This window comes from Thermincola ferriacetica (assembly GCF_001263415.1).
Classification (GTDB): Bacteria; Bacillota; Thermincolia; order Thermincolales; family Thermincolaceae; genus Thermincola; species Thermincola ferriacetica.
Window position 1 is genome coordinate 102,077 of record NZ_LGTE01000007.1, and the last position, 20,872, is coordinate 122,948.

The window sequence follows — 20,872 nt, forward strand, 5'->3', positions numbered from 1 at the left end:
GTTATACCGCACCTCCGCCAAAATGAGCCGCTGCGCCCATAATTACCCCGTAAACCGCCAGGATAATGCCTAAAAATACTCCCGCCTTCCTGGTCGTTGTCCTGATAGCAACTGCTGCGCCCATGGCTAGCAGAATAATGCTCCAAATGATAAAGGGGTCAAAGACTGACAGGAAGCCAAACAAAAACCCGGTTTGGTTTTTAGGCAGGAAAAGGGCCAGGCTTGTGGTAACGTTTTTCATATTAGAAGCGGGTGTAAGCAGTACCAGTATTGTCTTGACGATACCGCCAAGCATATTGGGTACGGAAGCAATCACGGCAGCCGACATCAATTTCTTGAAAGTCCCGTCACCGGCGACAACCAGGTTCAAGAACTTCAACAAAAGGGCCAGGATAACCCACATAATCAGTGGCGAAACAAAGGCCAGAGCTGCCTGGGCGCCGGTAATTGCCGGCAGCATTTGTTTGGTCATGGCCAGTTGTTCCGGCGGCATGGGTTTTGGTGAATGTTCAAGTGTCCAAAGGGTAAATTCCCTCATTTTGGGAATAATAGGTAAGAACAAGAGCAGGTTAACCAACATCAGCAAAAAGCCCATGGGCCAGAAGGATGCCTGTTCTACAAATTCTTCTACGGCAGCCTTGGGGCTGACAATGGCGTCAATAAAAAACTTTAATAAACCCCGCTTTTCTTTTTGTTCCATCTCCATTTTTACCTCTCCCCTTCATAAAATTTTAATAACCCCGGAAATTCCGGCAATTTAAAATCAAGCGGACAATACCATACCTACTGCAATAAGACAAAAGATAAGAGACAGGAAAACACTGGTAATCCCCACCATGTAGGCCGACATCTTATTGTTCCTGGCTACAGTCAAACCGATGCCCAGCAGCAGGGCATTTGTTACTGCGCCAATACCAAAAGGGACCCAAATTTCAGTTGGCGAACCGTAACGGTCCACTTCCCCTGCCAGGTTATAGTGCATAGGCACCCGTTCCGGCAGGCCGGGAATTTTCATGGCCAGGAAAATACCTGTTCCCGCCAGGATCAGGAGGGACAGAAATACCATGCTGAGAAAAAACCTATCCTTCCAGGGTGAAACCCGTTTCCTTCCTTCCCCGTCTTCCATTGTTTCCCGCTTCTGCGCCAGATCGGGTAAGAGGCGGTTCAGGTCATCCAGGAACTCATCAGGGTTTTCGGGAGTTATCCCTATGGTTTCCCATTTGGTTTGCAGGAGGATAATGTCACCCCAGAGCCGGGTAGCATAAAGGTTGGCTGAGCCTTTACCCCGCGGGTCTGTAAAGGTACCCCAGTGAAACCCTGGCCAACTGGCGCCGGCCACTTTCATACTGCTGGTACCAACAACCTTTCTGACTTCCCTGATGCTTTGCAAAGGTATCCGTTTCTGATTAAAAGCCCATCTTATGACCAGGTCCTCTCCCTCAATTCTGTACTCCAGGTTTTTGGCCGCCCAGGTAAAATACCCCATCATACCAACCACCAGGATTCCCGTCAGGCCCATGACAGCCGTAAAGGTCCATCCAGGTCCCCTTGTCTGGCTGATTATAACCGTGGGCACGGCCAATATCATAATCGAAAATATCAGCAGGCCAACCCCCCAGATAAAACCTTTTCCTTGTGCCGGTTTATAAACTTTCATTATATTTGCATCTCCTTTTTTCAATTTTATTAATCCTCCCGATTGTGTAAGCTAAAAATCACGTTTTTTAAACCGGTTTCTGCCCAGCATATAAAAAGCTGCCGTAATTATAATCAACACTATCAGCGGGATAAGGGGAAACCCTTTTCCTAATGCTATATCAGAGCCGGCCATGTGGTAATATATAGAGTAATAATGCAATTTTGAGAAAAACCCCGGCACAAAAAGACCCATGGCAATAATTCCCGTAACCATGGCAGATTTTAAGGTCCGGTCAAAAACGGTCGAAAAATAAACGGCTATTGAATAGATAACTGCCATTCCGGCCAGAGCCATAATGATATTTTGCACCATTTCCACGACAGGAATTTTATGTCCGGTGGCAACTACACTAATATATAACACTACAGTTGATGCCAACACCACCAAAGCTAACGCAGCAAAATTTACAATAAATTTGACGGTAAAAACATCCTCCCTGCGTATAGGTCTGGCCAGGAGGAACTGGATAGTTTTTCGCGATACTTCCGATGAAATTATGCCGGCCCCAAATATGATGGCCATTACACTTCCGAACTGGTAGAGGTTCTTGCCAAACCATTGGGACCAAATATAAAGCCTGCTTAACAACGTCATGACCGAGGACGAAGGCTTCGCCGGAAGTAGGGTAAACCAGGTTCAGCAGCATTTTTATGGTTGTCATTTTCCCAGCCCCGTTTAAACCCAGAAATCCATAAACACTTCCTTTGGCCACTTCCAGATCAAGGGCGTTTACAGCCAATTTATCTTCAAACATCTTTGTAAGGCCTCTGGTTTCTATAGCCAGTTCCATTGTCATTTTTTACCACCCCCATTCCTTCAGGGTTTCTTCAAAAAGCTCCCTGAGCTCCGCTTCGGTAAACCCCAGGTGATAAGCCTCCACTAATGCTTTACCAAGAACTGATTTTACCAGTTTTACACGCTCTGCGTACTCAATCTTTATTTCCTTTTCAGAAACAAAGGTTCCCACTCCACGGACCGTTTTTATCACACCGTCCCTTTCCAATTCCAGGTAAGCCCGGGAAACCGTATTGGGATTGACCGTAAGCTGAACAGCCAGGTCCCTTACCGAAGGCAATTGGTCACCCGGCTTGAAAAACCCTGTTGCCACCGCTCTTTTTATCTGTTCCCTGATTTGTATGTAAATCGGCGGTCCCCCGGACGGGTCAATATGCAGCCACATACTATTCTCCTCCTACTCCCTCTGTCACGGTGTATATTGCCCATAAACGGAGAATTGTATTATTGTACTGGTGTACTAATTGACTAATACACTATTATTGTATTCCACCTGCCCGAAAAATGCAATGATTTTGACTTTACTAAAACTCTTTATTCATGTACAGCTTAACCGAGACAGCCAGAGAAATCATAACCAGTGCCACTACGGCCCCTGTACTGAGCGTCATCCACAGGTACGTATTCTGCAGCAGGTCTGTTATATACCCAACTACTTGAGAGTCATCTTTCGCTTTAACCACGCCCACTAAAAAACCCGTCAGAAAGAAGATGAGCATGAACAAAACCGCATTGATCTTTCTGGCAAAGTTATAGCCGAACTTAAAATACAGCGGGTAGTACAGCGATATCAGAAGGCCAACGCTCATGAAAGTCGAAACCATGTCAAAGCCGTTAATAAACCTGAAAGACAGGGCCAGCCCGGCGCCTTCTACCGCTGTTTTAAAAATAGCCCCCGTGACACCTGTCAAAAGGATGCCAATAACTGTAAAAACCAGCGCTGCCAGGTATTTGGCCGCTACAATTTTTTTCCTGTCTATCGGCAGGCTGTTTATCAGTATTTCAGACCGGTTTTTGTCATCGGCATGATTAGCATTCATGATAAATAGGTAGGCTATGGCCAGAGAACCCATAATATATGCAGCCTGCCGCATAGTATGAAATGCTACAAAAACAAAAGCGCTGTAAAACACTGCCAACAAAAAAGTTTTTTTCTGCACACAAAAGTCTTTTTTAATCAGGTTTAGCATACCTATCCTCCCTTACTGTATAAACCATAATATCCTCCAGCGACGGCCGTTCAATTACGACGCTATCCCCAAATAATCGCCGGGCCCTGGCGGCATCCCCTGTCAAGGCTTCAAACCCGAAACCTGTATCACGGATGCCGATTAGCAATTGACCGGTGGCATGGTCCAAAACCTCCCGCCCCCCCTTGACAATACCATAGCAGTCCAATATGTCATCCTTGGGGCCTGTCAATACCAACTCACCCTTGTTGATGAAGGTTATATAATCAGCCACTTTATCCAGATCGGTGGTGATATGGGTGGAAAAAAGAACCCCTTTGGATTCATCCTGCATCAGGTCCCTTAAAATATCCAGGATCTCATTCCTGAACACCGGATCCAGCCCGGAGGTAGGCTCATCCATAATAATCAGGTCAGCATGATGGGAGAGAGCTACTGCCAGGGCAAACTTCATCTTCATTCCCCTGGAAAGGTCTTTGATTTTCTTTTGGGGCGGCAGGTCAAAATCCCTTAAGTATTTGTTGAAGGCATGATCATCCCATTGCCTGTAAAAAGGTGCGATTATTCCCTTCATTTCATGGATGCTTAATTCTTCGTAAAAATAACTATCATCATAGACAAAACCAATTTTTTCTTTGATGGCTATCTCATCTTTAATGTTATCCATACCAAAGACCTTTATCTCTCCGCCATCCCTTTTCACCAGGTTCATAATCAGTTTAATCACGGTAGTCTTCCCGGCGCCATTTGGTCCGATAAACCCCATAATGTAGCCCTTTTCCAGAGTAAAACTGATGTTCTTCAGGGCAAAACCGTTGTATTCCTTACGCAGGTTTTTTACTTCCAGAATGTTTTCCACTACTCTCCCTCCTCGCCAGGCATTTCTTACTCTTTATCCTCGTATAACAACTGCAGCATTTCCTGCAATTCTTTCAGGCTGATATTGAGGATTTTACTTTCGGCCACTGCCTCGGCCAGCTTATCTTCCACCACTTTCAGCCGTCTCTCCCGCAGCAGTTCTTGATTCTGCCCGGCTACAAAAGAACCCTTGCCGGTAACGGTCTCGATAAAACCTTCCCGCTCCAGTTCTTCATAAGCTCTCTTGGTAGTGATCACACTAATCTGCAGTTGTTTGGCCAGATTCCTGATAGACGGCAGCATTTCACCGGGCGCCAGTTCACCCCGGATAATGCTGTTCTTGATCTGCCTGATTATTTGCTCATAGATAGGTTCCTGAGACGAATTTGAAATGATAATCTTCATAACATTCCCCTAGTGTATATAGTTTTTATATTGTATATATACAGTGTATACAGTTAGTTTGCTTTTGTCAAGCTGCGCAAACCAAATTCTTCCCAAAATATTGAAGGCTGCCTCAATTTTGAGGCAGCCCTCTTAAAACAGCAATTTATTTAATTATGCTCTGGAACACATAGAACTTTGCAACGATAGGCGCAATAATCAGGGAAATGGTACCCATAACCTTGATCAGCGGATTCATGGCAGGACCTGCCGTATCCTTGAAGGGGTCACCTACGGTATCACCTACAACGGCAGCCTTGTGGGCATCAGAACCTTTGCCGCCCAGTTTACCTGTTTCAATGTATTTCTTGGCGTTGTCCCAGGCGCCGCCGGAGTTAGCCATGAAGAGGGCCAGAAGTACACCGGAAGCGGTGCCGCCGGCCAAGGTAGCGCCCAATGCCAGGGGTCCAAGCAGGAAACCAACAACAACAGGGGTTCCGATAGCCACAATACCGGGAGCGATCATCTCGCGGATAGCAGCCCTGGTACTGATGTCAACACACTTGGCATAATCGGGCTTTGCTTTGCCTTCCATCAGGCCGGGAATTTCCCTGAACTGACGGCGAACTTCAGCAATCATATCGAAAGCGGCACGACCAACAGCTTCCATAGCAAAAGATGCTACCAGGAAGGGAACAGTTGCGCCGATGAAAAGACCGATAATAACGATCGGGTTCAGAATGTTGATTTCCTCCAAACCTGCAGATTCACTAAAGGCAGTGAAAAGGGCCAATGCAGTCAGAGCAGCAGATCCGATAGCAAAACCTTTGGCCACTGCAGCTGTAGTGTTACCGACAGCGTCCAGCTTGTCGGTGTTCTTACGCACTTCCGGACCAAGCTCAGCCATTTCGGCAATACCGCCGGCGTTATCAGCAACCGGGCCGAAGGAATCGATAGCAACAACCATACCGGCAGTGGAAAGCATACCCATAGCAGCCATGGCGATACCGTAGATACCGAGACCGGCACCTGCGGATTCAGCCGCAATATAAGAAGCATAGATGGCAATTACAATAACGAGAATCGGATAAACAGTACTCTTCAGACCGACTGCCAAACCTTTAATAATATTGGTAGCAGGACCGGTTTCCGAGGCTTCGGCAATTTCCTGAGCAGGTCTCTTATGATATGAAGTATAAAGCTCGGTTATGTAACCAACTGCTACGTTAGTAACCAAGCCGGCAACAATACCTACAAAAATACCAATGGCCTTATCGGCAAATAACCACTGGGCCAGGAAGAATCCGGCGACAGCCGTAATAATGTTTGTGCCGTACAGACCTTTGTTCAGAGCGGCCTGCGGGTTGCCGTCCTCACCGCTCATACGGACAAAACTTGTACTGATTATAGAAGCAACGATGCCGATAGCGCCGATCAGTAACGGGAAAAGAACTCCGTTTATCCCAAGCACGCTGCCACCGATAACCATGGCAGCAATGGAAGTAGCGGCATAGGACTCAAACAGGTCAGCGCCCATACCGGCAGTGTCACCAACGTTATCACCCACGTTGTCGGCAATAACTGCCGGGTTCCTCGGGTCGTCTTCAGGAATACCTGCTTCTACCTTACCAACCAGGTCAGCGCCTACGTCAGCAGCCTTGGTATAGATACCGCCGCCAACCCGAGCAAAGAGAGCAACGGCGCTGGCGCCAAAAGCAAAACTGTTAATGACTGCAGGAACTTTAAAGATAATATAAAGTGCGGATACACAACCCAATCCAAGACCGGCTACGGACAGACCCATAACAGCGCCGCCTTTGAAGGCAATAGTAAGAGCTTTTTGCAGTCCGGAACGGGCAGCGTTGGTTGTACGGGCGTTGGACTTGGTGGTACTGACCATACCCATGTAACCTGCAATGGCGGAGGCTACTGCACCAACCAGGAAGGATATAGGAAGCGCAAGTTTTCCGGAAAGACCCTGAACTTTCTCAGCTGCAGTTGGGTCTCCATGAGTAAACAATTCTACAGGAACAAAAAATAAAGCCACAAAAATAACGATTACAATCGGAGCAAGCGTCTTGTACTGACGATTCAGGTAGGCCATGGCCCCTTCAAAAATAGCTTCGGATAATTCCTTCATTCTGGGGGTACCCATGTCCTCCTTGAGGACGCTGCTCAGGAACAGTAATGCCACGATAACGGACAATATACCTGCTCCCAGAGAAACATAAGCCAATGTCATAGTCTGCTCCATTAACCCTCTCACTCTCCTCTTTAATTTTTTTAATATTCGGGATTTTAATAAACCCCTTTGGTAACGAACCTAAAAACTCCCCCATGCTTATAAACAAAGGTTTCCGGTATATCCAGAAACTGTTTTTAAGTTCATATCACCTCCGTTAACCAGGATAATCCATGATGCACAATTATAGCATAGTATGGACGAAATTACAACTGCATTTGTTGTAATATAATGAAGATTAAAAAAACTTAGCAAATGTCCCTTGTCCCTATTACTTTATAATAGAGACAAGGGAATTATTCCTTATTTTTTCAGATTATAAAAAGCTTTCATACCCTTGTACTGAGCAATTTCAGCTAACTCTTCCTCAATTCTCAGCAGTTGGTTGTATTTGGCTACCCTGTCGGTACGGGATGGGGCGCCTGTTTTAATCTGGCCGGCATTGGTGGCCACAGCGATATCAGCTATCGTGGTATCTTCTGTTTCTCCCGAACGATGGGAGACTACAGCCGTATAGCCGGCCCGCTTGGCCATTTCAATAGCATCGAAGGTTTCCGTCAACGTACCAATCTGGTTAACCTTAATCAGGATAGCGTTGGCAGTAGCATTGTCGATGCCCTTTTTCAGTCGCTCCGTATTGGTTACAAAGAGGTCGTCACCAACCAACTGAATCTTCTTGCCCAAACGGGCGGTTAGTTTCTGCCAGCCTTCCCAGTCATCCTCAGACAATCCGTCCTCGATGGAAATAATGGGGTACTTGCCGACCAGTTCTTCATAGAAATCAATCATCTCGTCAGAGGACCTGGCTTTGCCTTCCCCTTCCAGCACGTATTTACCTTCTTTATAAAGCTCCGTAGCGGCAACATCTAATGCCAGCATAATATCTTGTCCTGGCTTGTACCCGGCTTTGTTTATGGCTTCAATAATTACCGCCAAGGCTTCCTCGTTGGACTTCAAATTTGGGGCAAAACCGCCTTCATCACCGACAGCAGTGTTAAGCCCTTTGCCTTTTAGCACAGCTTTCAGGTTGTGGAAAACCTCAGCACACATCCTGAGGGCCTCGGCAAAACTTTGCGCCCCAACAGGCATAACCATAAATTCCTGGATATCCACATTGTTATCAGCATGTTTACCACCGTTTAGGATGTTCATCATCGGTACGGGCAGCTCTTTGGCATTAAATCCGCCCAGGTACTGATACAGCGGCAAACCAAGAAATTCCGCGCTGGCCTTTGCCACAGCCATGGAAACGCCTAAAATTGCGTTGGCTCCCAGCTTGCCCTTGTTGGGTGTGCCATCAAGCCCAATGAGCATTTGGTCGATACCCACCTGATCCAGGGCATTAAATCCGATGATTTCCGGCGCAATGATGTCGTTTACATTCTTAACGGCATTTTGCACCCCTTTACCCAAATACCTGTCTTTGTCCCCGTCCCGCAGCTCTACCGCTTCATGGGCACCAGTGGAAGCGCCGGAAGGAACGGCAGCCCTGCCAAGAGTACCGTCTTCCAGAATAACGTCCACCTCGATGGTGGGATTCCCCCTGGAATCCAGTATTTCGCGGGCTACAACATCTGCTATAATTGTCATTTTCGGGACCCCCTCAAAATTTTTATTTTTCTATGTCCTTTTCCTTGGCTATCAAGCACTGCCCGGTCATTTCAGGCGGCTTTTCCAAACCAAGGATGTAGAGCATGGTAGGAGCAATATCCTCTAACCTGCCAGGCAGCAGCCTGACGTTCTTCATTTCCTTACTTACCAAAATCAAAGGCACCCGGTGGACGGTATGAGCTGTTTGCGGCTGGCCGGTAGCCGGGTCGACCATTTGGTCGGCATTGCCGTGGTCGGCCGTTAATAATACCGTTCCGCCCTTGGTCATTACGGCCTGTACAACCCGTCCTATACATTCATCCACCGCTTCTATGGCCTTAACAGCCGCTTCCATTACCCCGGTATGTCCTACCATATCAGGGTTGGCGTAGTTTAATATTATTACATCAAATTTATCCTTTTCAATTTCCTTGACGACGGCATCGGTTACTTCGTATGCGCTCATCTCCGGCTTAAGGTCATAAGTAGCAACCTTGGGTGAAGGAATTAGAATGCGCTCTTCACCTTCATTGGGAGTCTCCACACCGCCGTTAAAGAAAAAGGTAACATGCGCATATTTTTCTGTTTCAGCTATTCTCAACTGCTTTAATCCGTGCTTGCTAATGTATTCACCAAAGGTATTCACCAGCACCTGCGGTTTAAAAGCCACAGGGGCGTTAATCGTCTTATCATACTGAGTCATGCATACATAGTAAACCTTGGGCGGGTTAGGCCCCCGGTTAAATCCGTCAAAATTTTCATCAACAAAAGCCCGGGTTATTTCCCTGGCCCGGTCGGGCCTGAAGTTATAAAATATTACCGCATCGCCTGTTTTTACCCTGGCTACAGGGTCCCCGTTTTTGTCAATGATAACAGTCGGTATGACAAACTCATCTGTATCCCCTTTTTCATAGGACTGGGCCACCGCGCCTGAAGCCAGGGTAGATTTAAGGCCTTCCCCGTAGACCATGGCATTATATGCCTTTTGTACCCGCTCCCATCTCTTGTCCCGGTCCATGGCATAGTATCGGCCCATTACAGTGGCAATGGCCCCGATTCCCAGCTCGTCAAATTTTGCTTCCAGTGCATCAATGTATTCCCTGGCATTAGCAGGGGGTACATCACGGCCATCGAGAAATGCGTGGACAAAAACCTTTCGCAGGTTATTCCTCTTAGCCATGTCCAGCAAAGCATACAGATGAGATATATGACTATGTACGCCACCATCAGACAAAAGCCCCATCAGGTGCAGCGCCGAACCGTTTTGTTTGGTATGGTTGACTGCCTTCAGCAATTCTTCATTATCGAAAAATGAACCATCTTTTATGGCTTTGGTAATGCGCGTAAATTCCTGGTAAACAATCCTACCGGCCCCTATATTCAGGTGGCCAACCTCGGAATTGCCCATCTGTCCTTCCGGCAGGCCAACATCTTCTCCGGATGCCCCCAACTGGGTTTTGGGATATTCAGCCAGCAATGCATCCCAATTAGGCTTTTTGGCTTTGGCTATGGCATCCCCTTCGGATGCGTCGCCGATTCCCCAGCCATCTAAAATTGTCAGTACAACGGGCCTGTTTCTTACGGTCAAGCTATCTACCTCCATTTAAACCGGACAATCCTGGCAAAACTTTCTGCGTCAAGACTGGCTCCTCCGACTAAAGCCCCGTCAATATCCGGTTGTTTCATTAAGCCGGCAATGTTTTCAGGTTTGACGCTACCGCCATAAAGGATTCTGACCTGCTGAGCTGTATCTGCCTCGTAAAGTTCGGCTATGACTTTTCTGATATAAGCGACTACCTTCTGCGCGTCCTCATCTGATGCCGTTTTCCCCGTTCCAATAGCCCAAACGGGTTCATAAGCAATAACCAACTGGGAGACCTGACCGGCAGGAATCCCAGCTAAAGCTCCTTCCGTTTGTGTTCTGACAACCTGTTCAGTTAATCCGGCTTCCCTTTGCTCAAGCTTTTCGCCCACACATAGGATAGGGATCAGGGCATGTTCAAAAGCTGATTTTATCTTTTTGTTAATGGTCTCGTCAGTCTCCCCAAAATACTCCCGCCGTTCGGAGTGACCCAGTATGACATATTTGCAGCCAACATTTTTAATCATTACCGGAGATACTTCTCCCGTATAGGCGCCTTCTTTGGCCCAGAACATATTCTGCGCTCCTGTCACAATTTGAGAATCATTCAGCACTTCATTTACTGCATCGAGGGCGGTGAAGGGCGGGCATACAACTATCTCCACGCCCTCCACATCCTGAACTTTTTTGCTTAGCTCACTGACAAGCGCTATAGCCTCTTCAACGGTTTTAAACATCTTCCAGTTACCGGCAATAATCGGAACTCTCATATCTACACCTCATAAATTTCGGAACTCAACCGAAAAGCTATTTTACCGCCACCGGTTTTTTTTCCAGCGCCTTAATTCCCGGAAGTTCCTTTCCTTCCAGGAACTCCAAAGATGCTCCGCCGCCGGTAGAAACATGAGATATCCTGTCTGTTAACCCTAACTTACGGATAGCCTGAACGGATTGTCCTCCGCCGACTATTGTAAGGGCATCAGCTTCTGCAACAGCATGAGCAATATAGTTAGTGCCTTTGGCAAAATCATCTATTTCAAACACGCCCATGGGACCGTTCCAGATAATTGTCTTCGCCCTGGCTATTTCGCGGCCGTATAACTCGGCAGTTTTTGGTCCGATATCTACGGCGGCCCAACCATCAGGCACCTTATCAACAGGCACCAGTTGGTGGCGTGCGTTCTTTTCTATTTTGTCCGCCATCATCAGGTCAACAGGCAGCATGAACTTGACACCTGCGGCCCTGGCTTTATCCATTGTATTCTTTGCCACATCAAGCTTATCTTCTTCTACCAGCGAATTTCCCATGCTATAGCCCATGGCCCTGAAGAAGGTATTGGCCATGCCGCCACCGATAAGAATAGTATCAACTTTGCCGATCAGGTTTTCCAATACCAGAATTTTATCGGAAACCTTGGAACCCCCTATAATAGCTAGCAGTGGGCGTTCGGGCGATTCCAGCGCTTTTGACATGTAATTGATTTCTTTTTCCATCAAAAACCCGGCGGCGCCAGGCAGGTACTCGGTAATTCCGGCCGTAGAGGCATGAGCCCTGTGGGCGGTACCAAAGGCATCATTCACATAAACGTCGGCCAGTTGGGCCAGTTGTCTGGCAAAAGAGGGATCGTTCTTCGTCTCTTCTTCGTGGAAGCGGACGTTTTCCAGCATAACAATATCTCCAGGCTGCATCCCTTCCACGGCTTTCAGCGCTTTTTCCCCGATGCAGTCTTCGGCCAGCTTGACCGGACGGTTCAGGAGTTGCATAAGTCTTTCTGCCACAGGTTTCAAACTGAATTCCGGCTTAAACTGTCCTTTGGGCCTCCCCAGGTGAGATGCAATGATTACTTTGGCTCCCTGTTCAAGGAGATAATTGATTGTGGGTAATGAAGCTCTGATTTTCGTATCATCAGACACATTATTCTGTTCATCCAACGGCGTATTAAAGTCTACCCTTAAAAAAACCCGTTTGCCCCGGACGTCGATGTCCTTTACAGAGCTAACTTCCATTGATTTACTGCCACCTTCCTTAGTTATTCTATAGTTTAGATTCCTTTGCTGTCCATGTACTTAATCAAATCAATTATCCTGCAGGAATAACCCCACTCATTGTCATACCAGGAAACGATTTTGGCCAGATTGCCCTCAATTACCATAGTGGATAACCCGTCTATTATCGAAGAGTGCGGGTTGCCGTTAAAGTCTTTGGATACCAGCGGTTCATCGGTATAAGCCATTATTCCCTTGAGCTCATTTTCTGCAGCTGCTTTAAGGGCAGCATTTATTTCTTCTGCAGTGGTGGATTTCTCCAGTTGTGCCACCAAATCAACCACGGAAACGTTAGGAGTAGGTACCCGCATAGCAAATCCGTTAAGTTTTCCTTTCAGTTCCGGAAGTACTAACGCAACAGCTTTAGCCGCTCCGGTGGTAGTGGGAATAATGGACATGCCTGCGGCTCTGGCCCTTCTCAGGTCTTTATGGGGCAGGTCCAGAATGTTCTGGTCATTGGTATAGGCGTGGACCGTGGTCATTAAACCTTTGACAATGCCAAACTTCTCGTGGATTACCTTGGCCAATGGAGCCAGGCAGTTCGTAGTACAGGATGCGTTGGATATGACATGATGGTTTGCAGGGTCATATTTCTCATGGTTAACACCCATGACTATGGTAATATCTTCTTCTTTGGCAGGAGCCGAAATGATAACTTTTTTGGCGCCGGCTTCCAGGTGTTTGGCAGCTTCCGCCCGATTCCTGAAACGACCGGTAGACTCGACGACAACTTGTGCCCCCAACTCTTTCCATGGCAGGGCAGCCGGGTCCTTTTCAGAAGTTACCCGAACGGATTTCCCATTCACAACTATAGCATCATCGGCCGCCTGCACATCGGCATTGAAAATACCATGGACCGAATCATATTTTAATAAGTGGGCCAAAGTCTTGGCATCGGTCAAATCGTTGATGCCAACCACTTCAATACCCGGCGTGTTAACTGCTGCTCTAAACGCTAAACGGCCAATACGTCCAAAGCCATTAATGCCAATTTTAACAGTCATTGCGATCTCCTCCTTAAAGTGTGGTAACTATATTCTTTGTCAAAGTCAAACAAATTACTCAAAAATCACCCCCTAATTAAAGCGGTAATCTTATTTGCAGCCCCCTGGTCAGTAATGAGCACATCTTCGTGGTTGTTCTTCAGCACAGATAAAATTGCTGCTGCTTTTTTTTCCCCGCCGGCAACAGCAATCACAGTTGATATATTCCTTAGGTCTCGCAGCCGGATTCCCAGGCTGTGAATGTTTTTAACTATGCTGCCGTCAGCAGCAAAATAATGTCCGAAAGCTTCTCCCACAGCCCCCTGGCTGATTAATTCCTCTGTTTCCTCGGGAGAATCGCCTCGGCTTTCTGAAAGCTCCCGGGCATTGCCAATACCATGTACCAGGATATCGGCACTCTTAATTTCGGCAACCAGTTCCTTTATATGCTGATCAGTTACCAACAGCCGAATGGCTTCTTCCTTTAAGTTATCCGGTACATGCAGCAACCGGTATGTGCCCCGTAACTTTTTGGCAATGATGGCGGCTATTGTATTGGCCTGAACTTCCACATCCTCTCCGAGGCCGCCCCGCGCAGGTACTACAGTAATCTCGTGAGGGGCATTACCCACCGGCATGGTAGCCGCAACTTCCCTTAAAGTAGTACCTCCGGTAACGGCCATGACAGCTCCGGGAAAAAGGATCTCTCGGATAAACCTGGCCGCTGCCCGTCCCATTTCCTTTTTTACTGTGCCATCCTTATCGCTGTTCCCGGGAACGATGATAACCTTTTTTAAACCAAGGGATTGGGCGATGAATTCTTCTGTTTCCACTAAGCCGTGCAGGTTTTTTATAAATTCGGCCAGTTGGACCAGCAGGCGTTCGCCTTCTGCGGTTACTTTCATACCTGTACTGTCACTTTCCAACAATCCCTGGTTTTTCAAAAACTCCGTTTCACTTCGCACCTGTCTTTCCCCCAGCTTCAAATGATGAGCCAGAAAACGCCTGCCAACAGGCTGCGTCAGTGAAATGGTTCGAATAATAGTATATCGTCTTTCAAGCAGTTCTATCAGTTCGGGAGCAATCTTCTGCTGGAGTGCGATGATATCCTTCATGTAATTTCCCCTTTTATTCACTGAGGGTGGTCATTTTTTGTCCCACGGCCTACAATGGCGTCCCGCGCCAGGCAAAAGAAATGGAGATTTTTGCCGCACCTGAAGAGATTTATTCTCCAAAGCAACCGAAAATTCCTGTTTTGTGAAAATAATCATTTATAAATTTTGTCGGATTTTGTTCTCTTTTATTCATATCTCTTACGGACTGACGCCTGGGGAATTCCCAGCTCATCCCTGTATTTGGCCACTGTCCGGCGGGAAATTTTGATACCTTGCAAATTCAAGCGGTCGCAAATCTTTTGGTCACTTAAGGGATTTGCCTCATCTTCATGGGCAATCATCTCCGTAATCTGTTTTTTTATACTTTCTGCAGAGACCATGCCACCGGTACTGTTTTCAACACCATGCGCAAAAAAGAATTTCAATTCAACCAAACCCTGGGGAGTTTGCGCAAATTTGTTGGCTGTGGCCCTGCTTACGGTAGATTCATGCACCCCTACCCGCTCGGCAACCTGCTTCAAAGTTAAAGGTTTCAGCCGCCTGACGCCGTAATCCAGGAAATCCTTCTGCAACTCCACCAGACACCTGGCAATTTTGTAAAGAGTAAGCCTTCTCTGTTCTATACTCCTGATTAACCAGGCTGCCGAATTAAGTTTTTCCTCAATAAATTTTCTGGCTGCTTCCCCTGTTTCATTTTTTAGAATATCGCGGTAAGAGCCGTTTATAACCAACCTGGGAACAGCAGTATCATTGATAATGACTACGTATTCCCCGTCAACCCGCTCAATTATTAGATCGGGAACAATGTAACGCACATCATTGGTGCCGGAAAATCGGCGTCCCGGTTTGGGGTCAAGGGTTTTAATAATATCAAAGGCCTTTTGAATATCCTGTACACTTACATTCATTTCCTGGGCAATTTTTGCCAGTTTGCCCCTGGCCAGTTCCGGAAGATACTGTTCGATGACCTGGCTGAGTACGGGATTGAGCAATTTCAGGTTTTCCGCCTGGATCAGCAGGCACTCAGACAGGTTCCTGGCTCCCACCCCATAAGGCTCAAAGCTTTGTATGATACGTAATGCCTTTTCAACTTCACCGCAGGAAAGGCCAAACTTAAAGGCCGCCTCTTCCAGCCCGACCTGCAAATAACCTGCTTCATCAATGTTACCGATCAGGTACTCACATATTTTTCTCTGCAAATCTGTAAGTTCAGTCAGACAGAGCTGAAAGTTTAGGTGTTCCTGTAGTGTAGGAGCTTTACTTAATATATGTTCATAATAAAATTCTTCCTTTTCTTCCCGACCGGTGGTCGGTAAGCCAAGGTCACTTGTATCGGCAAAATATTCCTGCCAGTCAATATCATATTTATCCTCAGCGGCAGGTTCCTCCAGCACATTCTCCTCTTCTTTTATGTCCAAAACAGGATTCTCGGCCAATTCCTGTTGAATATATTCAGCCAGCTCCGTGGCGGAATACTGGAGGATTTTGATAGCTAACCGCAATTCGGGAGTCATCATTAACTTTTGGGTTTGTTCCTGAAAAATCCCATATCCTATACGCATTCCGCTGCACTCCCCGTCTGACAATCGTTATACCTTACCCTTAATCAACAGCCTTTTTGGCATTTTTATTTAGCTTCAAATAGTTTTGGCTATTCCCCACCTTTGTTGCCGTTTATTCGTATCCGTTAAAGATTAAAACTTTGTTTTATTTTATATTTTTTATATTTTCTGTTTTTTTCACAGAATTCCTACTTTTAAAAATTATCCAATTCAAACTTTTGCAGGTCCCTTGCCGCTATAGTCAGGACACCCGATTCAGTTGTAACATATTGAGCAATCTTATCCCGCAAATCCACCGGATGTACACAGGAGTAGCCAAAATGGGTTATGATGCACATGCGAACCGAAGAGTTCTTTAGTAAGTGCGCTAAGCCAATCGCTGTTAAATGTCTATGCATTAACGCATTGTGTGATGTCACATTAGCAATTAATACATCTACTTCCGCAAATACCTTTTTTAAATCTTCCCTGTAATCCTCTACCTCTAAAAGGTCCATTACCGGCCCCCAGCGACCGTATTCTTTGATACCCTCAGGTGTAACGAATGAAGTAATATAATTCGTATCACTCGTATATCCAATTCGCAGCCCACCGGCATCCAAAACAAACCCGTAATTTTCTCCCCCATGGTGTACGGGGATAGGAGTAAGTATTAATTCATTTATGTTAACTTTTTCGTAAGCCCTGAGAATTTGCACCTGCGGACCGCCTTTATAGTAATCCTTGTCACCCAAACCCTGGTGAAAACGGGAAATAAGCCCCTCTGCCAAAACTTTCTGCGGCACCAACAGCAGTCCTCTTTCCCGGGACATGGCCCAACACATACCCTCGATGAGAGATTCCACCCCGGCGTAATGGTCAGTATGACCATGAGAAATGTATATGGCATCCAGGTAACCGGGGTCTACGCCTGCTTCCGCTGCTTTACTGGGCGCCCCCGGACCGGGGTCCACATAAATTAAAGACTTGCCCAGTCCCAAAACAAAACCTGCCGTAGCGGGGCATTGACCGATAGTTGCCTCCGGATTGCCTCCGGTTCCCATAAACCAGATAAACTTACCCCAATCCGCGGCAGGCTGTTCTGACCTGTGTTTCCACCTGGTCCTGGCCTGCATCATGGCATCCAAAGTTAAATTTCTTAATTCCCGGTCAAGCAAACTGATCATGCCTTTCCTTCCCCAGCCTTTAAAAATTTACTTTCTTGCCGGCTTTTAAATCCTCGGCGATACGCTGCAATCGACGAAAACGATGATTTACCCCCGACTTTGAAACCTTGGGGTCCAGCATTTCTCCCAGTTCTTTTAAGCTGCTATCCGGGTACTTCAGCCGTAGTTCGGCTATTTGCTTCAGGTTGGGGGGCAAGTTACCAAGACCCAGGTATTCATCAATCACTTTTATGTTTTCCAATTGGTGTAACGCCGCATCAACAGTCTTGTTCAGGTTGGCTGTCTCGCAGTTAACCAGCCGGTTTACCTGGTTGCGCATATCCTTATAAATACGCACGTTTTCGAAATTCAACAAAGCCGAATGGGCCCCCATTAAATTGAGCAGTTTAACAATTTCGTCACTGCCCTTGAGGTAAATGACAAACCAGTTTTTGCGCCGGCTCACCTTGGCCGGCAAATGATAGCTGTGCAAAACCGCACAGACAAAGTCGCAAAAATCGGCATCGCTGATCAATATCTCCAGGTGATAAGTTCCTTCGGGATTGTTAACGGAACCACCGCCCAGAAATACTCCCCGTAAAAAGGCCCGCCGGCAGCAATCCTTGGTCAGAAGTGATGCTTTAACTTTATCGGCAAAGTGCCCCTGGCTGTCGATAATACCAATTTCCCGGAGCACCTCCCTGGCCCCCTGCTGGGACAATACCCGCACCGTATAAACATTATTCTTTTTCAGGCGCTGCTTTTTGCGCACCAGTATCTCCGTCTGCACACCAAATACCGATTTCAGGTAGGCAAAAACCTTCCTGGCCACCGCGGCATTTTCCGATAGGATATGCAGGGACATTTTATGGTTGCCGCTTATTTGGATTAACCCGTCAAGTTTTATAATAGCGGCAAGTTCCGCCAACTGGCAGCACCTTTTCACAGCCTTTATGCGGGCCAGTTCGTTTTTGGTAGTGGTAGAAAAGGACATATGCCGCACTCCCTTGGGACATTCTGCCTTTATTATAACATAATTTCTTTCGATGCTAAACCTACACATCAATAAAGGCCAAATGTATGTATATACACCTGGCCTTTGTTCACCGTCTATAAAGCTGGCCGGTTAGGGGTTCTTTGCCCCGATGGAGCCAGCCTGTTAATCATTTCTGATATCTCATCCAAAAATTCCGTAATCGGCTTGCCCTGTCTGACCCCGGCAGAAATTTCCCTGATTCTGGCTAACATGTCCGGGTCGGCCGTAACATAGGCTTTCACAATCCGGCGATCAGCCTCAACTACCCGGGTGACTTTCGCTTTAATGGTATCGGTCCCTTTTTCCTGTTTGGCCCCCTGAATATTCAACCCTACTAGGGCGACATTACCGACAACGACCACATAAGCTTTTTTCACGCCCGGCACTGTATCTGCCTTGGTCTCCAGGTCATTGACAGCATCCCTGGTTTCTTCCGGCGTCCTCGGCGCAGTGGGACCAGGGGCCGGCGTGGGCGAAGGAGCCCTGTTGGCGTCGGGAGGCAAGGGCTTCCTTTGAGCGGTACAACCGCCTAAAACAGAGAAAGCCAAAATCCCGGAAAGTACAAAAGCTATGATTTTCTTTCTTGTATCTTGCATACCAAAATTACACCTCCTGTGGTTTGTCAATCCTATTTTTCCACAGGAGGTAAAATTTATTCCTTTATGTCTGTCGGTATCCTGTACTTTAACTTCTTTGCCACTGTAACCGAACTTATCATATCCGATTGGGTCATCTCTTGACGTAGTGCATGAAGTACTATGTCTCCTTTCTCTTCAGGGGTCCAACGTTTACGTGGTTTGGTCAACATGTTAATCCCTCCGTTTTTTCTGCTTCACAAATTATAACAGATTTTGTTCGGAGTTCGGAAAACCCCTTTATCCTTGTTCTGTCAGGTCTCCCTCATCTGCTCGACCGGTTGACTCTGAATCAAAACCGGCCATTGTTTCACAGGATTATGATGCGTTACAAGATAGAACCGTTGAGCAAAGAAGAGGTGGCCGGTTACATCCGGCACCATATGGAACTGGCCGGCGCCCGGTATGCAAAAGCGGCGCTAAATTAATTTGCAAAATCACACCCTGGCAACACGACAAAGTGTATATAACCGTTAGACGGTTATCTCAAACAGGAGATTGAGAATTTACTTAAAACCGTTAACAGATTTATTTCCGCCCTTATTCTTAGTTTTATCACCCTGCGTTACTTTAATTGTATGATTTTGTTTATTTATAAAAACTTTATATTTTTTCACCTTATTCGTATTCTGTGTTCTACTTCTCAAAATTTGATAGAATAGACAATGATATAAAATTCCCACCACCTCCTAGTGAATTGCCCTTTTTTTGAATCTCCCTCCCATTACTTCATGAACATCGCTAAATGTTACAAAAGCCTGGGGATCAATTTCTGCCACAATTGATTTTAACTTTGCTATCTCCAGTCTAGTTACTACAGAATATAAAACACCCTTAAACATGCCAGTATACGCACCTTTACCTTGCAGCATAGTAACCCCACGACCTAACCTCGCCATTAATACTTCGGCAATTTCTTCGGGCCGGTCTGATATAATGATTACAGCCTTCGATTCATCCAGACCTTCAACTGTTATATCGATTACCTTAAAAGCAATAAAATACGCGATAAGAGAATACATTGCCTTGTCCCAACCGAAGACAACTCCGGCACCGGACAAAATAAAGATGTTGAAGAACAATACAACTTCCCCTATTGAAAACCCCGTCCTCTTATCTAGAATTATGGCCACAATTTCTGTTCCGTCAAGGGATCCTCCATAGCGAATAATCAAACCGACACCTATGCCTAAAATAATACCACCAAAAACAGAGGCCAACAGGACATCTTTGGTTATTCCCGGTATCGGGTGAAGTACTGTAACACCTAGCGCCAGAGCAATCACCGAAAACAGCGTTGACAATACAAAAGTCTTACCGATTTGTTTATATCCAAGGAAGAGAAAAGGTAAGTTTAACACAAAAATAAATGCGCCTAATGGAAGTTTCGTTAAATGGCTTAATATTATGGAAATGCCTACTATACCGCCATCAATTATATTATTAGGTACTAAAAATATTTCCAGACCTACGGAAGCCAATATCGCACCCAACAATAAAAACGAATACTTTTCAACTAATTTTAGGACGGTTTTGCTTTCAGCAGACATTTTTGCCTCCCTTACATGGTTTTTTTCTGCATATTATAAATTATACTATAAATTGCATTGTTTCTCTAGGCAATACTGTTTTGGATACTGTCAAGATTATTTGGGTAAATTTTTGCTCTCCAATGTTCGGTTTATAAAATAGACAAAGCATGAGATACTATAAATACTATAAATGTATTATTGTGGTAAATAGATTGTGTAATGTCTTTATTTTAATTTATCAGTTTAATGTAACCAGTCTAAAGTTTATAATGCTGCCCTTTGTCAAGACACGAAAAAAATTTTGTAAGTTATCCTCCTTTCCGTGGTGTTTAAGCAACTTCTTGGTGACGCTTGTCATTATAGACTTGAGCCGGGCATTGGCCTTCAAAGAAGAATGGGGACGATAGGTATTGTACTCATGAATGTATTGGTTTAAAACAATTCTTAGCTCCCTGGGACTATTAAATTCATTAATGTT

At 46.0% G+C, this 20,872-nt stretch carries 21 protein-coding genes and 1 pseudogene; all 22 read right to left on the bottom strand.

Annotation, left to right across the window (positions count from 1 at the left end):
• Position 1 precedes the first annotated feature (1 nt).
• Positions 2-706, bottom strand: a complete 705-nt coding sequence (locus Tfer_RS06645; protein ID WP_052217459.1) for a YIP1 family protein — start codon at positions 704-706, stop codon at positions 2-4.
• Positions 707-763: 57 nt separating this feature from the next.
• Complete coding sequence (locus tag Tfer_RS06650) at positions 764-1,657, bottom strand: PH domain-containing protein (RefSeq protein WP_152908994.1); 894 nt, start codon at positions 1,655-1,657, stop codon at positions 764-766.
• Between the two features lie 51 nt (positions 1,658-1,708).
• Positions 1,709-2,293: an ABC transporter permease gene (locus Tfer_RS15960; RefSeq protein WP_083436824.1), complete on the bottom strand. Its 585-nt coding sequence runs from the start codon at positions 2,291-2,293 to the stop codon at positions 1,709-1,711.
• Positions 2,292-2,495: pseudogene (locus Tfer_RS16900) on the bottom strand (ATP-binding cassette domain-containing protein); the annotation flags it as partial. The gene Tfer_RS15960 and the pseudogene Tfer_RS16900, both read right to left, overlap by 2 nt.
• Before the next feature lie 3 nt (positions 2,496-2,498).
• A complete protein-coding gene (locus Tfer_RS06665; RefSeq protein WP_052217467.1) occupies positions 2,499-2,879 on the bottom strand; it encodes a GntR family transcriptional regulator in 381 nt (126 codons plus the stop codon).
• 139 nt (positions 2,880-3,018) lie between these two features.
• Positions 3,019-3,684, bottom strand: a complete 666-nt coding sequence (locus tag Tfer_RS06670; RefSeq protein WP_052217469.1) for an ABC-2 transporter permease — start codon at positions 3,682-3,684, stop codon at positions 3,019-3,021.
• Entirely contained in the window at positions 3,668-4,543 is an 876-nt protein-coding gene (locus Tfer_RS06675; protein ID WP_052217471.1) for an ABC transporter ATP-binding protein, read from the bottom strand. The genes Tfer_RS06670 and Tfer_RS06675 overlap by 17 nt, the downstream gene beginning before the upstream one ends.
• 26 nt (positions 4,544-4,569) lie before the next feature.
• A complete protein-coding gene (locus Tfer_RS06680; protein ID WP_052217473.1) occupies positions 4,570-4,947 on the bottom strand; it encodes a GntR family transcriptional regulator in 378 nt (125 codons plus the stop codon).
• Between the two features lie 145 nt (positions 4,948-5,092).
• Positions 5,093-7,180 (bottom strand): sodium-translocating pyrophosphatase, encoded by a 2,088-nt coding sequence (locus Tfer_RS06685; RefSeq protein ID WP_198360481.1) that lies wholly within the window; start codon positions 7,178-7,180, stop codon positions 5,093-5,095.
• A 291-nt stretch (positions 7,181-7,471) separates the two neighbouring features.
• Positions 7,472-8,758 carry a phosphopyruvate hydratase gene (gene eno / locus Tfer_RS06690; protein WP_052217475.1) on the bottom strand — a complete coding sequence of 429 codons (1,287 nt, stop codon included), beginning with the start codon at positions 8,756-8,758 and terminating at the stop codon, positions 7,472-7,474.
• Positions 8,759-8,780: 22 nt separating this feature from the next.
• Entirely contained in the window at positions 8,781-10,346 is a 1,566-nt protein-coding gene (gpmI, locus tag Tfer_RS06695) for a 2,3-bisphosphoglycerate-independent phosphoglycerate mutase (RefSeq protein WP_242843558.1), read from the bottom strand.
• Between the two features lie 5 nt (positions 10,347-10,351).
• Positions 10,352-11,110: a triose-phosphate isomerase gene (gene tpiA / locus Tfer_RS06700; RefSeq protein WP_013121534.1), complete on the bottom strand. Its 759-nt coding sequence runs from the start codon at positions 11,108-11,110 to the stop codon at positions 10,352-10,354.
• Between the two features lie 37 nt (positions 11,111-11,147).
• Positions 11,148-12,347: a phosphoglycerate kinase gene (locus tag Tfer_RS06705; protein ID WP_052217479.1), complete on the bottom strand. Its 1,200-nt coding sequence runs from the start codon at positions 12,345-12,347 to the stop codon at positions 11,148-11,150.
• A 35-nt stretch (positions 12,348-12,382) separates the two neighbouring features.
• Entirely contained in the window at positions 12,383-13,390 is a 1,008-nt protein-coding gene (gene gap, locus Tfer_RS06710) for a type I glyceraldehyde-3-phosphate dehydrogenase (RefSeq protein WP_052217482.1), read from the bottom strand.
• 65 nt (positions 13,391-13,455) lie between these two features.
• Complete coding sequence (locus Tfer_RS06715; RefSeq protein ID WP_052217485.1) at positions 13,456-14,484, bottom strand: sugar-binding transcriptional regulator; 1,029 nt, start codon at positions 14,482-14,484, stop codon at positions 13,456-13,458.
• 185 nt (positions 14,485-14,669) lie between these two features.
• Positions 14,670-16,046 (bottom strand): RNA polymerase factor sigma-54, encoded by a 1,377-nt coding sequence (rpoN, locus tag Tfer_RS06720; protein WP_052217486.1) that lies wholly within the window; start codon positions 16,044-16,046, stop codon positions 14,670-14,672.
• 194 nt (positions 16,047-16,240) lie between these two features.
• Positions 16,241-17,212, bottom strand: a complete 972-nt coding sequence (locus Tfer_RS06725; protein ID WP_052217488.1) for an MBL fold metallo-hydrolase — start codon at positions 17,210-17,212, stop codon at positions 16,241-16,243.
• Between the two features lie 19 nt (positions 17,213-17,231).
• On the bottom strand, positions 17,232-18,185 hold the full coding sequence (whiA, locus tag Tfer_RS06730) for a DNA-binding protein WhiA (protein ID WP_052217491.1): 954 nt from the start codon (positions 18,183-18,185) through the stop codon (positions 17,232-17,234).
• 116 nt (positions 18,186-18,301) lie between these two features.
• Positions 18,302-18,823 carry a YhcN/YlaJ family sporulation lipoprotein gene (locus tag Tfer_RS06735; RefSeq protein ID WP_013121541.1) on the bottom strand — a complete coding sequence of 174 codons (522 nt, stop codon included), beginning with the start codon at positions 18,821-18,823 and terminating at the stop codon, positions 18,302-18,304.
• Between the two features lie 56 nt (positions 18,824-18,879).
• On the bottom strand, positions 18,880-19,035 hold the full coding sequence (locus Tfer_RS16520; RefSeq protein ID WP_160315535.1) for a hypothetical protein: 156 nt from the start codon (positions 19,033-19,035) through the stop codon (positions 18,880-18,882).
• 516 nt (positions 19,036-19,551) lie between these two features.
• Positions 19,552-20,412, bottom strand: coding sequence for a YitT family protein (locus tag Tfer_RS06740; protein ID WP_052217493.1), 861 nt, complete (start codon positions 20,410-20,412; stop codon positions 19,552-19,554).
• Between the two features lie 220 nt (positions 20,413-20,632).
• The coding region (locus Tfer_RS17290; RefSeq protein ID WP_152908995.1) for an integrase core domain-containing protein at positions 20,633-20,872 on the bottom strand (240 nt) is incomplete at its 5' end.

Excerpts from the sequence above, each read along its gene's own strand:
- Tfer_RS06650 (WP_152908994.1), bottom strand. The coding sequence starts at position 1,657 with ATGAAAGTTTATAAACCGGCACAAGGAAAAGGTTTTATCTGGGGGGTT.
- Tfer_RS06670 (WP_052217469.1), bottom strand. The coding sequence starts at position 3,684 with ATGCTAAACCTGATTAAAAAAGACTTTTGTGTGCAGAAAAAAACTTTT.
- Tfer_RS06645 (WP_052217459.1), bottom strand. The coding sequence starts at position 706 with ATGGAGATGGAACAAAAAGAAAAGCGGGGTTTATTAAAGTTTTTTATT.
- Tfer_RS06705 (WP_052217479.1), bottom strand. The coding sequence starts at position 12,347 with ATGGAAGTTAGCTCTGTAAAGGACATCGACGTCCGGGGCAAACGGGTT.
- eno (WP_052217475.1), bottom strand. The coding sequence starts at position 8,758 with ATGACAATTATAGCAGATGTTGTAGCCCGCGAAATACTGGATTCCAGG.
- Tfer_RS15960 (WP_083436824.1), bottom strand. The coding sequence starts at position 2,293 with ATGACGTTGTTAAGCAGGCTTTATATTTGGTCCCAATGGTTTGGCAAG.
- Tfer_RS06685 (WP_198360481.1), bottom strand. The coding sequence starts at position 7,180 with ATGGAGCAGACTATGACATTGGCTTATGTTTCTCTGGGAGCAGGTATA.
- Tfer_RS06725 (WP_052217488.1), bottom strand. The coding sequence starts at position 17,212 with ATGATCAGTTTGCTTGACCGGGAATTAAGAAATTTAACTTTGGATGCC.
- Tfer_RS06680 (WP_052217473.1), bottom strand. The coding sequence starts at position 4,947 with ATGAAGATTATCATTTCAAATTCGTCTCAGGAACCTATCTATGAGCAA.
- Tfer_RS06740 (WP_052217493.1), bottom strand. The coding sequence starts at position 20,412 with ATGTCTGCTGAAAGCAAAACCGTCCTAAAATTAGTTGAAAAGTATTCG.
- tpiA (WP_013121534.1), bottom strand. The coding sequence starts at position 11,110 with ATGAGAGTTCCGATTATTGCCGGTAACTGGAAGATGTTTAAAACCGTT.
- gap (WP_052217482.1), bottom strand. The coding sequence starts at position 13,390 with ATGACTGTTAAAATTGGCATTAATGGCTTTGGACGTATTGGCCGTTTA.
- Tfer_RS16520 (WP_160315535.1), bottom strand. The coding sequence starts at position 19,035 with ATGTTGACCAAACCACGTAAACGTTGGACCCCTGAAGAGAAAGGAGAC.
- Tfer_RS06735 (WP_013121541.1), bottom strand. The coding sequence starts at position 18,823 with ATGCAAGATACAAGAAAGAAAATCATAGCTTTTGTACTTTCCGGGATT.
- Tfer_RS06715 (WP_052217485.1), bottom strand. The coding sequence starts at position 14,484 with ATGAAGGATATCATCGCACTCCAGCAGAAGATTGCTCCCGAACTGATA.
- whiA (WP_052217491.1), bottom strand. The coding sequence starts at position 18,185 with ATGTCCTTTTCTACCACTACCAAAAACGAACTGGCCCGCATAAAGGCT.
- rpoN (WP_052217486.1), bottom strand. The coding sequence starts at position 16,046 with ATGCGTATAGGATATGGGATTTTTCAGGAACAAACCCAAAAGTTAATG.
- Tfer_RS06665 (WP_052217467.1), bottom strand. The coding sequence starts at position 2,879 with ATGTGGCTGCATATTGACCCGTCCGGGGGACCGCCGATTTACATACAA.